The organism is Virgibacillus salinus (assembly GCF_900102415.1).
GTDB classification, from domain to species: domain Bacteria; phylum Bacillota; class Bacilli; order Bacillales; family Amphibacillaceae; genus Lentibacillus; species Lentibacillus subterraneus.
In genome coordinates this window covers 924,903-939,027 of record NZ_FNKD01000002.1, presented here as the reverse complement: position 1 = coordinate 939,027, position 14,125 = coordinate 924,903, and the positions used below count along the sequence as shown (strand labels likewise).

13 protein-coding genes and 1 riboswitch are annotated in these 14,125 nt (G+C 38.6%); of the genes, 11 read left to right on the top strand and 2 right to left on the bottom strand.

What is annotated here, in order from left to right:
• Positions 1–17: 17 nt before the first annotated feature.
• Complete coding sequence (locus tag BLS02_RS11530) at positions 18–1,961, bottom strand: aconitate hydratase (RefSeq protein ID WP_092493166.1); 1,944 nt, start codon at positions 1,959–1,961, stop codon at positions 18–20.
• A gap of 202 nt (positions 1,962–2,163) precedes the next feature.
• A complete protein-coding gene (locus BLS02_RS11525; RefSeq protein WP_092493165.1) occupies positions 2,164–2,700 on the bottom strand; it encodes a YceI family protein in 537 nt (178 codons plus the stop codon).
• A 190-nt stretch (positions 2,701–2,890) separates the two neighbouring features.
• Between BLS02_RS11525 and BLS02_RS11520 the strand changes: the two genes are divergently transcribed.
• The 11 genes from BLS02_RS11520 (at position 2,891) to BLS02_RS11475 (ending at position 13,937) form a co-directional block, all read left to right on the top strand.
• On the top strand, positions 2,891–3,346 hold the full coding sequence (locus tag BLS02_RS11520) for a DUF6884 domain-containing protein (protein ID WP_092493164.1): 456 nt from the start codon (positions 2,891–2,893) through the stop codon (positions 3,344–3,346).
• Positions 3,347–3,367: 21 nt separating this feature from the next.
• Positions 3,368–3,691 (top strand): hypothetical protein, encoded by a 324-nt coding sequence (locus BLS02_RS11515; protein ID WP_092493162.1) that lies wholly within the window; start codon positions 3,368–3,370, stop codon positions 3,689–3,691.
• Between the two features lie 186 nt (positions 3,692–3,877).
• Positions 3,878–4,126, top strand: coding sequence for a phage holin (locus BLS02_RS11510; RefSeq protein ID WP_092493161.1), 249 nt, complete (start codon positions 3,878–3,880; stop codon positions 4,124–4,126).
• Positions 4,127–4,939, top strand: a complete 813-nt coding sequence (locus BLS02_RS11505) for an N-acetylmuramoyl-L-alanine amidase family protein (RefSeq protein WP_092493160.1) — start codon at positions 4,127–4,129, stop codon at positions 4,937–4,939.
• An 80-nt stretch (positions 4,940–5,019) separates the two neighbouring features.
• A riboswitch (TPP riboswitch) is annotated at positions 5,020–5,125 on the top strand.
• Positions 5,126–5,218: 93 nt separating this feature from the next.
• Positions 5,219–5,794 (top strand): energy-coupled thiamine transporter ThiT, encoded by a 576-nt coding sequence (gene thiT, locus BLS02_RS11500; RefSeq protein WP_092493159.1) that lies wholly within the window; start codon positions 5,219–5,221, stop codon positions 5,792–5,794.
• Between the two features lie 69 nt (positions 5,795–5,863).
• A complete protein-coding gene (locus BLS02_RS19330) occupies positions 5,864–5,998 on the top strand; it encodes a hypothetical protein (RefSeq protein ID WP_302846741.1) in 135 nt (44 codons plus the stop codon).
• A gap of 91 nt (positions 5,999–6,089) precedes the next feature.
• Positions 6,090–7,511 carry a hypothetical protein gene (locus tag BLS02_RS11495; RefSeq protein WP_092493158.1) on the top strand — a complete coding sequence of 474 codons (1,422 nt, stop codon included), beginning with the start codon at positions 6,090–6,092 and terminating at the stop codon, positions 7,509–7,511.
• Between the two features lie 126 nt (positions 7,512–7,637).
• Entirely contained in the window at positions 7,638–9,017 is a 1,380-nt protein-coding gene (locus BLS02_RS11490) for a Glu/Leu/Phe/Val family dehydrogenase (RefSeq protein ID WP_092493157.1), read from the top strand.
• A gap of 679 nt (positions 9,018–9,696) precedes the next feature.
• Positions 9,697–10,515: a formate dehydrogenase accessory sulfurtransferase FdhD gene (fdhD, locus tag BLS02_RS11485; RefSeq protein ID WP_092493156.1), complete on the top strand. Its 819-nt coding sequence runs from the start codon at positions 9,697–9,699 to the stop codon at positions 10,513–10,515.
• 1 nt (position 10,516) lies between these two features.
• Positions 10,517–13,468, top strand: coding sequence for a formate dehydrogenase subunit alpha (gene fdhF / locus BLS02_RS11480; protein WP_092493155.1), 2,952 nt, complete (start codon positions 10,517–10,519; stop codon positions 13,466–13,468).
• Entirely contained in the window at positions 13,458–13,937 is a 480-nt protein-coding gene (locus BLS02_RS11475) for a helical membrane plugin domain-containing protein (RefSeq protein WP_254788757.1), read from the top strand. The genes fdhF and BLS02_RS11475 overlap by 11 nt, the downstream gene beginning before the upstream one ends.
• Positions 13,938–14,125 lie beyond the last annotated feature (188 nt).

Sequence of the window (14,125 nt, the reverse complement as noted above, 5' to 3'; positions counted from 1 at the left end):
CAGAACTTGCTCTTTTGTTATACTTGCTTTGCTTTTATCCAGTTTATCAGTCCGCCATGCAGGATAATATCTTTTTGGCGTGGTGTTAAATTATGTTCAACTGTAATATCTTCACCATTATCTGCGAGCGTGGCAGTCAATTTATCACCTTCCAAAAGTTGCTGGCGCAGATTCGTGAATTTGAGCACTTCTCCTTTTGATAGCTTATCGTAATCAGCTTCGTTGGTAAATTTCAATGGAAGAATACCAAAGTTTATAAGGTTTTGCCAATGGATTCGAGCATAGTCTTTTACCACGGCAACACGTAATCCGAGATAACGGGGTGCTAATGCAGCATGTTCACGACTGGAACCCTGACCATAGTTATACCCGCCGACTATAGCATGACCGCCGGCATTTTTACTTTCAATTCCTCGATCAACATAAGTTGAATCAACAGCTTCAAATGTGAAATTACTGATCTCAGGCAGGTTGCTGCGGTATGGAAGAACACGTGCGCCACCTGCAAGTATTTCATCAGTAGAAATATTATCGCCAACTTTAAGAAGAACTGGAACTTCCAGCTTATCCGGCAGATCACCCATTCCGGGAATGGAAACGATGTTTGATCCTTTTACTAAATCTACTTCTTTTGCTTCTTCAGGTGGGAGTGGTCTATCTAATAGATCCTCTACGTTAGGATCACTTGGTTCACTTACTTCCGGATAGGCAAAATCCATTGTCCTTGGGTCAGTTATTTCACCTGTCAGCGCCGATACGGCAGCAGTCTCTGGGCCACATAAAAATACGCTGTCCTCACTTGTCCCTGACCTGCCAGGGAAATTCCGTGGTGTTGTCCGCAGGCTGTTTCTGCCTGAAGCAGGAGCTTGACCCATGCCTATACACCCGTTACAGCCTGCCTGATGTAATCTGGCACCAGCTTGCAATAGACTGGCAATATGAAATTCTTTTACTAGATTTGTTAGCATTTGTCTTGATGTTGGATTAATATCAAAGGACATTCCATCCGCAATGCGCCGTCCTTTTACGATTTCAGCTGCAACAGCAAAATCACGATAGCCCGGATTTGCTGATGAACCAATATATGATTGATAGATTGGGGTTCCAGCAATATCACTTACTGGCACAACATTCCCTGGACTGGAAGGTTTGGCAATCAACGGTTCTAGTTCTGACAAATTGATTTCATCATAACTATCATAGGTAGCACCATTATCTGCAACCAGCTCTACCCATTCATCTTCGCGGTCTTGCTGGGCTAAAAATCGCTTCACCTCATTGTCTGATGGAAATACAGTAGCAGTTGCACCTAGTTCTGCTCCCATGTTTGCGATGACATGTCGGTCCATAGCAGATAAATTATCGAGGCCTGGTCCGTAATACTCAATAATTTTTCCAACACCGCCCTTAACATCATACCGTCTAAGCATTTCTAAAATTACGTCTTTCGCACTGACCCAATCTGGTAAGTCACCAGTTAATTTCACACCCATTACTTCAGGCATTTTAATATAAAATGGCTCTCCAGTTATTGCCATGGCAACGTCAATTCCACCAGCGCCCATCGCTAGCATTCCCATACAGCCGTTTGCACATGTGTGACTATCTGAACCGAGGAGTGTTTTACCTGGCACAGCAAGTCGCTGCATATGAACTGGGTGACTAACGCCATTTCCAGGACGACTATAGTACAAACCAAATCGTTGTGCTGCACTTTCTAAAAATAAATGGTCATCCGGATTCTTGTTATCAACCTGAATAAGGTTGTGGTCAACGTACTGTGCAGAAGCTTCTGTCTTGGCATAGTCCAATCCCATTGCTTCAAGTTCCAGCATGACCATTGTTCCAGTTGCGTCCTGTGTTAGTGTTTGATCTATGTCAAGACTAATTTCCGATCCTGGTTCCATCTTTCCTGATTTAAGATGGTTTTTAATTAATTTTTGAGCTACATTTAAAGCCATTTCTAATCCTCCTTTTGAATTGTATCCATAGAAGTGTTTACCTCAAATGACGTAAAATAAAACAAGGGAGGTTTGGAGGTTGAGTAATAGTGGAGTGTTTCGACAATGTTCGCTAAAAAACGGGAAGTAACAGGCACCAAAAAAACAGGCACCACTAAAAAAAGGATGCCACCTTTTTGGTGACATCCTTTCAGTTTGTTGGTTACGCTTCTTTATGTGCTTCGATTTCGAAGTTAATCTTAATTTCGTCACCAATTAGTACGCCACCAGTTTCTACTGCTGCGTTCCAGGTTAAACCGAAATCTTTACGGCTGATTTTAGTTCCGCCACTAAAGCCAGCAACCGTATTACCACTCATTGGATCTTTACTTTGTCCTTCGAATACTACATCAGCTGTTACAGGATTCGTTGTTCCGCGAATAGTAAGATCACCGGTAACATCATAATTGTTATCCGATTTCTTTTTGATGTCTGTTGCAACAAAAGTTATCTTTGGATGATTCTCAACATCAAAGAAATCTCCTGAACGCAAATGGTCGTCACGATCCTTATTGCGAGTATTAATGCTGCTTGCATCAATTGTTACTTCAATTTTTGAATCTGTTAAATTATCTACATCAGCTTCTATAACAGCATCAAAACTATCAAAGCTACCTTTCGCTTTTGAAATCATCATATGTTTTACTGAAAATCCTAATTCACTGTGTACTGTGTCTACACTCCATGTTGTTCTTGTCATGTAAATCCCTCCATTAATTATTCATTAGTTACTTTATGTAACTTAGTATAGAATAATAAATAGGTATTGTCAAGTAATTTATAAGAAAAATTTTGATTTCAAAATAAGTTTACCCGTATTTTCATATTAATAAACAAATTAACCGTGCTATAATAAACAGTAGAAGTCATAGATTAAGAGGTTGTGAAAAATGAGTCAGTTAAGTATAATTCCATGTGGCAGGAAAAAAGTATGGGATAAAAATCCGAGTTTAGGTGCTGTTCCGGCAAAAGAAGCTTATATTGGCACATTACATAAACTGTGCAGAAATTATGCCGAACAGTTTACCGATAAATGGGTAATACTATCTGCCAAGCATGGTTTTCTGTTCGCAGATGATATAGTTGATGGACAGTATGATGTGACATTTAATCAAAAAAATGACCAGATTATTACATTTGATAGCTTGAGAGAACAAGTTCAAGATAAGAAACTGGATATGTTTGATCAATTGGTTGTTTTAACAGGAAAAAAATATAAACCGGTTATTAATGGGTGTTTTGATGATGGTCTTTCACGGACATTTCCTCTCTCACAATATGGAGGAATTGGTTATATTCTGCAGGCATTAAAGCAATCTCTGGAGAAGAACACACCTATTCACTAATTAGATAGGAGACTAGACATAATGAATCGTGTAGTTTTGATAGCTGTTGTTTTAATAGTATATATGGTATACATCACAATTAAGCATAAGGAGACAGTAAAAAAGTTGTCCTTCCCACAGCAATTAGGGGTAGCAATTTCATTCCTTGGTGTTGTTGGAATCGGGTGTTATATCCTTTTCAATAGTGTTCGTTATTTTGATGCTGCTGTATCTAATGATATATTTAGTATGATTATTCAATTTATAATTGCCTTAGTAGTATTGGTCGTAAGTGTACTTACTTTTAGTGCAATTGCTTATAAAATAACGAGTGGTATATTACCAATCCAACGAAAAAGAAAGTAAATAACAAACGCTGTAGGCTAAATTAGCTTGCAGCGTTTTTTTTCTTCATTAATGACACTTTTTTCGTTTGAGGTTCGATTATAGGTGTAGAACAGATGATTTTGAATTGTCCCTTACATTAGCCGTTCCTATTTATGACAAGCTAAAAATACTATAATACTACAAGTCTATGTTAGGAGGTGACTGGTGGATAAAGGTACTGTTGTAAGAACGGCTGCACTTCTTTTGGCACTTGTAAATCAATGCCTTGTTATGTTTGGGAAATCCCCTTTGCCTATAGATAGTGAAATGTTGGAACAAGTAATGTCATTTTCGTTCCTGGCTGTAACATCAATATCCGCTTGGTTCAAAAATAACTATGTAACAAAAACAGGACTGAAACAGAAGGAAGCGATACTAGAAAAAGGTTTAAATGGGAGAAATGGAGGTATTTAAATGAAGCCAGTTTTAATAATTGACCCAGGTCATGGAGGTAAAGATCCAGGCGGCGGATCCAATAAATATTGGGTTGAGAAAGATATGAATCTAACTATCTCACTCTATCAGTTTCAGCGTTATCAACAGTTAGGAATTCCGGTTGCAATTACACGTCAAAAGGATGTCACTTTATCACCAGCAGAAAGAACGAAGATTGTACGGGAAAGTGGTGCAAAGTATTGTCATTCTAATCATATCAATGCCGGTGGAGGGGATGGTGGTGAGGTTATCCATTCTATCTATGGTGGAGAGGATATGGCAGAAGAGGTAGCTGCTGAATTACAGCATGCAGGTCAAAATATACGCAGGATTTTTACAAGGCCACTGCCAAATGATCGTACTCGCGATTTTTATTATATGAACCGTGATACAGGGGCGGTGATAACAAACATAATTGAGTATGGATTTGCAGATTCACGAGGTGATGATATACGGCAGATTAAGGATGATTGGCAAGTATTAGCAGAATCAGTTGTAAAGGCATTTTGCTCGTATGTTGAATTTCCGTATGAGAGTATTAGGGGTGGCGTAACCCTTAAAAAATACTTGAGTTTGCCACCGGAGGCTTCAACTTGGCGAATTTATCCACTAAATGCATCTCCTGTTAAAGGGAATGAAAAAGGTTTTCTGCGCCCTGAAAAATTTGGAGGATTAACGTACCAGATTTTGGGTACGCCGCAAGCACATGTCTACTTAATTCAAACCCGGGATTTTGGAAAGGTTCAAATCTACGGTCATCCGAATACAGGAGCTAAAGTTTTAACAAAATAAGTTTTTCCTCATAATATGAAACCGTTGTAAATTTTAAATTGATACGTTATAATGCATATAATGAAAAAAGCAGATTAATAGAAGCCTACAGGGGGAGCCGATTGGCTGAGAGTGAACATGATTTATTGTTCTTACCCTTAGAACCTGTTAGTTAGTACTAGCGTAGGGATGGTGGCTTTTTTGATGGAATAAAAAGCAATGTTGTGAGCGGATTCCCCATCAGGAAGCTTCCCCTTGGCATTGCTTTTTTTGTGTTTATTTAAAGGGGAGGTAATCTGAATGAGTTCGAAGCGTACGTTGTTTATGATTGAGGTGGCAATATTTGCTGCCATGGCATTACTGTTAGATATAATACCTTTTTTAAAATTTTCTATTTGGCCACAAGGTGGATCTGTTTCTTTTGCAATGATCCCAATATTCATTATAGCTTTCCGCTGGGGACTGAAAGGCGGTCTGGTGGCCGGCTTTTTATTAGGAGCTATGCAGGTCGTTATGTCTGGACCAATAATTTTAACACCTGTGCAGGGTTTTCTTGATTATATTGTTGCTTTCACTCTAATAGGAATGGCAGGTATATTTGTTAAACCTGTTCAACACGCTGTCAAAGAAGGAAAAGCGAAGATAAGCTTTTTATTAATTATGTTAGGCGTATTTATTGGTTCTGCACTACGCTTTTTGGCACATTTTACTGCTGGAATTGTGTTCTTTGGACATTATGCACCAGAAGGGCAGGCAGTCTGGTTATATTCTCTACTGTATAGTGGATCTTACATGTTGCCATCTTTTATTATTTGTACAATTCTCGTATTCCTATTATTCTACAAACAGCCTAGAACATTGTTGCGAACTGCATAATAGTTTCGCCCATGGAATTAGCCCTTTAAATAAAAGGGCTAATTTTCTATACTTAAGGTAGAGGTGATTATGATGAAAGAATTAATCGGACAGTGCCAGTCGTGTGGGCAAAACGTTTATTGTAAGGATGGCTTTTTTGACGGTGTTCAAAAAAATGGAAAGTTACTTTGCAATGAATGTGTAAATGAAAAAGAATCAAATTAGGAAATTATAGTTTTAACATTTCAACAAAGTTCTCACCGCTTCCTTTTAAGGTGCATAGGCTATAGCACACTTAAGAAAGGAAGTGTTATCGGTGGAGCTAACGATTTCTCATTGGCTATACGGTTTATTTACACTACTAATTATTTTCACGATGATATTCAGAAAAGGTGTAGTACTTCCTTCGTTACTCGGGACATTTGTGATTGCCTGGGTTTACAATGGAAGCTTGATCGATGGTTTTACCGCAATTTTTAATGCCAATCTTGTTGCAGCAAAAGAACTATTCAGTATATTCCTGATTATTACCTTCATGATGGCTCTGCTTCATTCATTGCGTGATTTAGGTGCCGACCGAAGGATGATTCAGCCAATCCAAAAGGTAATGATAAATGGCCATGTCTCGTTTTTTGTCTTGATTGGGGTTACGTATGTGATTTCATTGTTCTTCTGGCCGACACCAGCTGTACCGCTTATATGCGCATTACTAGTACCTGCTGCGATTCGCTCAGGTCTTCCAGCGTTAACTGCAGCAGTTGCTGTTGCATTGGCTGGGCAAGGAATGGCGCTGTCTTCTGATTATATTGTTCAGGTTGCTCCAAGCTTGTCAGCAAAATCAGCCGGTATTGATGTAAGTCTTGTCGCTGATAAAGCATTAATCCTATCCATAATTACAGGTGTAGCTGCAATAGGATTAGCATATCTCTTTTATCGAAAAACAATCCGTGCAAAAAATAGTGAGCTTAATGAAAAAGAGCTTCAGGCTCTGCAATCAACGCAAGAGTCAACGAATAAAGCGCATTCGGCACATTTAAATATGTGGAGTAAAGTATTTGCAGTGCTTGTTCCTGTAGCTCTTTTGGCAGTAGTAATCTACATGATGTACACAAAACTTCTGTCAGGGCGAATGAGTGGATTCGAAGGTGGAGACGGCGCCGCATTTATTGGTGGAGTTGCTGTTATCCTGCTATTATTATCGACGGTTGCATTTGGTCGACAACATGCACTTGATTATATTAGTAACCATATTACAGATGGCTTCGTATTTGCTTTCAAGGCAATGGGTCCGGTTATTCCGATTGCGGGGTTCTTTTTCCTTGGCAGTGCAGATTTTTCCGGAAGTATTTTAGGTGTAGACGAAAATACACCAGGATTACTATTTGATCTTGTTCAATCGACACAGTCCTTTCTGCCACAGAGTGCATTATTTGCAGCATTTAGTGTATTAATTATTGGAATTATTACTGGGCTGGATGGATCAGGATTTTCTGGACTGCCATTGACCGGAGCCCTTGCTGCCTCTCTGGAAAGTACCTCGATTGACTCTGGAACGCTTGCAGCTATTGGTCAAATGGGCTCAATTTGGACTGGTGGAGGAACAATTGTTGCATGGTCCTCTATGATTGCGATTGCCGGATTTTGTGGAGTTTCAGTCATGGATTTAGTTCGGAAAAACTTTATTCCGGTAATACTAGGGTTAATCATTTCAACCGTTTTTGCTGTTTTAATTCTATAAGGACTTGAATAATTGTATATAAACATGTGAATCCTCCAAGTAGAACACTAATATAAGTTTATAGCAAATTCTTATGATACACTTTAATGAATTAGGATAATTTTACTATTGATGGAGGTTTTCAATATGGCAAGCAGTACTTCAAAAATTGTTCAAGAATCGCTAGAAGCTCTGTTGGATGATAAATCATTTTTACCAGAACTGACGGGCAAAACACGTGAGAAGGCATTTACGTCACTGGTATCTATCTTATCTACTCCTAATCATGTCAATAAATCTTTTTTACGAATTGCACTTGAAAATGGCAAGGTAACACGTGTTCCTTCATTCCGAGTTCAGCATAATAATATTCTCGGACCTTATAAGGGAGGAATTCGTTTTCATGAATCAGTGAATGAAGATGAGGTGGCTAACCTTGCATCACTCATGACATTGAAGAATGCGCTCCACGAAGTACCGTTTGGTGGTGGAAAAGGCGGAGTAGTGATTAACCCCAGAGATTATAGTGATAAAGAATTATATATGATTTGCAAAAAGTATGTGCAGTATTTCAGCGAAATTCTTGGACCTGACAAAGATATTCCAGCACCGGATGTTGGTACAGGTGATCGTGAAATGGACTGGATGATGGGAGAATATAAGAGTATTCGACCTGGGAGTTCATATCGTGGCAGCTTCACCGGTAAAAGTGTCATAAATGGTGGATCATTAGGACGAAGAGAAGCGACGGGTAAAGGTGTTTATTTTACATTCCGCTATATGCTTCATAACTTTGTTAAAGATCAGAAAAAGTGGCTCTCTGAACGTAAGAACATTTTTGCTGGAACTGCATTGGACCATATGGATAAAACGTTGTCACTGGCATTCCAGGGATTTGGTAATGTGGGATCTGTAGCCGCACTTGAAGCATTCCAGTGTAATCATCTGAACAATAAAATCGTGGCGGTTAGTGACCGGAATGTAACGCTATATAATTCCGATGGATTAGATATTCCTGGTCTTGTCAAATTTACATCCAGTAGTGGTGGGGACCTTCCAGTTGATGAAGAGCAGTTAAAAGAAGCGGAGGTAAAAGCTACCATTAAGGACCGAGATGACGTGCTGAGCTTAAATGTTGATGTGTTATTTTTAGTTGCACTTGAAAACCAAGTGTACCAGGAAAACATGAAACAGGTTAAGGCTAATATTATAGTGGAAGGGGCGAACGCACCGGTTACGAGTGGAGCAGATAAATATTTAAGTGAAAAAGGTGTCATTATTGTCCCAGATATTTTAGCAAATGCTGGCGGTGTTATTGTTTCTTATTTTGAATGGCTGCAAGGTCGGGAAACACAATTTTTCACTGAAGAAGAAGTTTTTAAGCGTTTATTTGATAAAATGAAGGAAACATTTGATACGATTTTTCCCCAATTTTTTGGTGATCCATTTCCGTTGCGGCAGAACTGTTACATTCACGCCGTAATGAAAATATCGACCATTTTATATAAGCAAGGAAAACTTTATTAAATGAACGAGACAGGGACATAATTAAACTTTCCATTTTAAAGACGAATAATAACAGGATAGAATTTTTAGAACGTTCATTTTCATTGGTTGGATCTAATACCTACTTGATAAAAAATGCGACAGATACTAGGATTATCGATTATAGTATTTAGTTTGGCTCTCTAACCACGCATTTGAAAGATACTTGCTTTCATCGCTCTGGGAACAAAGGCGACATCTGCTCAAGCTGAAGCGTTGCCCTAAGAGGTGCGCAGAATGTATTTCCTTAAGCGGCATCGTCGCAGAAAAATTACTTTTCAAATTGCATCACAATTTAACTTTAATCAGCAACAAAAATAAATCCGAACCATAATTCAAGAATTTTGAATTATGGTTCGGATTTTACTTTGACTAAAATACTTTTGTCCCACCCTCTTTTTTTGAAGTTTAGAAAGTATAAATACTTTCTTATTGCATAAGTGTAACTAAGGCATTTGCCATTAGGGATTGTGCTGCACCAAAGTATAAGATTATTAAGAAAAATTTCATAAGTCTCCCTTTAACGATTGCCAGGTTTTCTAAACTATTAATGTGTTATAATATTCAGTAAATAAAGATAACGTTTTAAATTGTATTTTTTTAATTGGGTAATCATGTATTAAAGATAATAATGTAAGCGCTTTAAGGAGGGGTTTAAAAAGTGAGTGAAAAAAGCCTGTCGTTATGGAAGACAACAAAGTACCACCACCATTTGAAAGCAACAGAAGAGGAAGAGATAGCCAGAGAAACCGCAATAACAATTACTGTTAATGGAGATCAGTATGCCACAATAGTTTGCACACCAAATGATGTGTATGAACTGACTCTTGGGTATCTGGCTTCTGAAGGACTTATTCGTTCAGTTGATCAAGTGGAAAATCTATCGATTGATGAAGCAAAAGGCTTTGCATATGCAGATTTATCAATTCCTGTATCATTTCCCAAACGGTCCGAGAGGTGGATTGGTTCTTGCTGTGGAAAGAGCCGGGAATTCTATTTAAAACAGGACGTAAATACTGCTAAAACAATAATGTCACAAGCAAATATTTCAACTAAGCAAATCAATCAATTAATGATGGAATTTGACTCCATGGCAGAAATATTTAATAGAACAGGAGGTGTTCACCAAGCGGCATTGGCATCCGGTGATAAGGTTATAGGTTCTTATATTGATATTGGTCGTCATAATGCGCTTGATAAGCTGTATGGATATATACTACAAAATCGTATTACCTTGAAAAATAAATGTGTTTTGTTTAGCGGTAGAATTTCGTCTGAGGTTGTATTGAAAGTTTCCAAGATTGGCGCTGGATTATTGGTGGCTAAATCGGCACCAACAGATCTCGCTTTAAGACTGGCTGATGATTTGCAAATAACCGCTGTCGGATTCGCCCGTGATAGTAACCTGAATGTATATACTCATGAGAACAGAGTTTATGGTGACACGAACCAAAATATACATTTTTTAGGGAGGAGATAATGTGCAAAATCAAGACCATATCGTTGTTACGATAAATGGTAAAGAATACTTAGCAGAAAATAACCAAAATCTATTGGATTTGATTAACACGACAGACGAATTTGTGCCACAAATTTGTTACAACGAGTCACTAGGGCCTGTGCAAACATGTGATACGTGTATGGTAGAAGCTGATGGTCAAATTGTTCGTGCATGTGGAACATCAGTAACACCTGGCATGATAGTGGATACAACCTTTGAGCATGTAAATGCAGCTCAAAAAGAAGCTCTCGATAGAATACTAGAAAAGCATGAGTTGTATTGCACTGTCTGTGATTATAACAACGGCTCATGTGAGATTCATAATACTGTTGCAGATTTTGGGCTGGAGCACCAATCAAGACCCTTTGAACCAAAGCCATATGAGATTGATAACTCAAGTCCGTTCTACCGTTATGATCCGGACCAGTGTATATTGTGCGGGCGTTGTGTAGAAGTATGCCAGGATATCCAGGTAAATGAGACGCTCCTGATTGACTGGAAGAGAGAAAAACCTCGCGTAGTATGGGATAACGACGTACCAATTGACGAATCATCTTGTGTAGGATGTGGACAATGCGTCACAGTATGCCCATGTAATGCCTTAATGGAAACATCGATGGTTGGTGAAGCAGGGTATATGACTGATCACAGTCCAGGATTATTACGGTCCATGATTGATTTGACGAAAAAGGCAGAACCAGGTTATGGTCCATTATTTGCGGTATCTGATACAGAAGCATCGATGCGAGAAGAGCGAATTGAAAAGACAAAAACGGTTTGTACATATTGTGGTGTCGGGTGCACATTTGATGTATGGACAAAGGACCGTAAAATATTGAAAGTAGAACCACAGCAAGATTCTCCTGCAAATGGTATTTCTACATGTATTAAAGGGAAATTTGGCTGGGATTATGTGAACTCTGAGGAACGGTTAACCAAGCCGTTAATTCGTGACGGTGAATCTTTTGTGGAAGTTGAATGGGATGTAGCGATAGATTATGTTGTAAAACGTTTTTCAGAAATTAAAGATGGTAATGGTGCTGATGCACTTGGATTTATTTCGTCCTCCAAAGCTACAAATGAAGAATCCTATGTGATGCAAAAATTGGCGCGACAGGTAATTGGGACAAACAATATCGATAATTGCTCACGCTATTGTCAGGCACCGGCTACAAAAGGACTTTTTCGGACGGTAGGACATGGAGGGGATTCTGGCTCAATTGATGATATTGGTGAGGCAGAAATGGTTATAACAATAGGTTCTAATACGACAGAATCACATCCTGTGCTTGGTTCGCGCATTAAGCGTTCGCAAAAGTTATTTGGTCAGAAGCTGTATGTATTTGATTTACGAAAACATGAAATGGGACAGCGTGCTGATAGGTTTTTCCAGCCTAAAAGTGGAACTGACTTAGTTTGGCTGTCTGCAGTAACAAAATATATTATAGATCAAGGCTGGGAAAATCGTCCGTTTATTGATAAATGGGTGAATAATTTTGAAAGTTATAAACAATCACTGGCTAAGTTCACACTTGATTTTGCAGAGGAATTAACAGGTATTTCCAAAAAGGATTTAATCGAAATCGCGGAACAGGTTGTCAGTGTTGATAAGCTTGCAATTTGCTGGGCAATGGGTGTAACTCAGCATCAACTGGGCAGTGATACGAGTACAGCAATCTCAAATCTATTATTAATTACTGGAAACTATATGCGAAACGGTACAGGGGCATATCCATTACGGGGTCATAACAATGTCCAAGGCTGCAGTGATTTTGGTAGTATGCCTAACTTCTTCCCTGGATATGAACAGGTTACAGACGATGATGTTCGTGGGCGCTATGAAGATGCCTGGGGTGCAGAAATTCCAAGTGAACCTGGAAAGGATAACCATGAAATGATTAAGGCGATCCATGAAGGGAGTTTGAACGCTTTATATGTGTTAGGTGAAGATACGGGGATAGTTGATGCGAATATCAATTATGTTACTGCTGCATTTGAAAAACTCGATTTCTTCGTTATTCAGGATTTATTTTTAACGAAGACAGCGGAGTATGCTGATGTTATATTACCTGCTGTTCCGAGTCTTGAAAAAGAAGGAACATTTACGAATACCGAAAGACGTATTCAACGCTTGTACAAAGCGCTAGATCCTGTGGGAGACTCACGTCCGGATTGGCAAATTATTATGGATATTGCAAATAAGTTCGGGTATGACTGGGATTACTCTGATCCATCGGACATTATGGATGAGGCAGCATCACTTACACCATTATTTGCAGGAGTAAATTATGATAGGTTAATAGACTATAATAGCCTTCAATGGCCTGTTGACGCGGATGGGACAGATACACCGCTGCTGTACGTTGATGGGTTTCCGTTTGATGATTATAAAGCCAGATTGTATCCACTCGAATATGAATTAAAATATGATACAAATGAAGAATATGATTTGCATGTGAATAATGGAAGAGTGCTTGAACATTTTCATGAGGGCAATATGACATATAAATCAAAAGGAATTACAAATAAAATGCCAAATGCGTTTATTGAAGTTTCACCTGAATTAGCTGAAGAACGTGGGATTAAAGAGGGTGCTGAAATTAAACTAACATCGGAAGCCGGGGAAGCTACTGGAATTGCTCACATTACAGATCGTGTACGTGGTAAAGAATTGTATCTTCCATTGAATGATAATGGAAAATCAGCCGTCAATTATTTAACTGACAATAATGTGGATAAAGACACGAACACCCCCTCCTATAAGGAGATTGCTGTGAGAATGGATGTTATAAAGAAAAAGGGCAAAAGTCCATTGCCACCGAATAACTATCGACGAGGCAATCCACAACCTCAAGTTAGTGTGAAGGTAGAGCAAAAATGGGATCGTGATGACTATATTTTTCCGGGAAGTCAGGTGAAACATGATGTCTAATCCGATAACAAATATTAAGCGAATGGAAATTCCAGAAGAAACTATAAAAGAACGGAATCTTGACGATGTTGCTCGGGCGGTCAGCGAAAACAAAGAGGCAATTTTAAAAGGAATTGAATTGTTAGCGACACTTAACAAAAGTGACACGTTGGATACTGTAAATGCCTTAGTAAAACATAAAGAGGATGCTTTAGAAAACGTGATGGGGGAATTAAACAAACCGCAATATTCGGGAACACTTGAGAACTTGAGTAAATTGTTTCTATTTATTGGTGAGCTCAAAGTAGATGAAATTCAATATTTTGCAGATAGACTTAATAGTGGTATGGAAGTAGCAAGTACATCTGAAGATTCCGTTAAGACGTCATATGTGGATCTATTAAAGGCGCTGAAGGATCCAGAAATCAATCGAAGTATTACCATGCTGCTTCATTTTTTACGCGGGATGGGTAGAGAGCAAAAAACTTGAGCCTCAAAATATGTTCAATTAGCACCAAATGAAAATTAAAAAAACTTTTTAATTCAAAAGATTTGCATTAATTAATATTTGTTCAGTAAGATGGAGTTGTACTATTTATTATTGTTTTCACATAGATTTTAGTAGGTATGTCTCACAATTTTTAGGAGACATACCAAATAACTTGGGGGAGGTTGAGA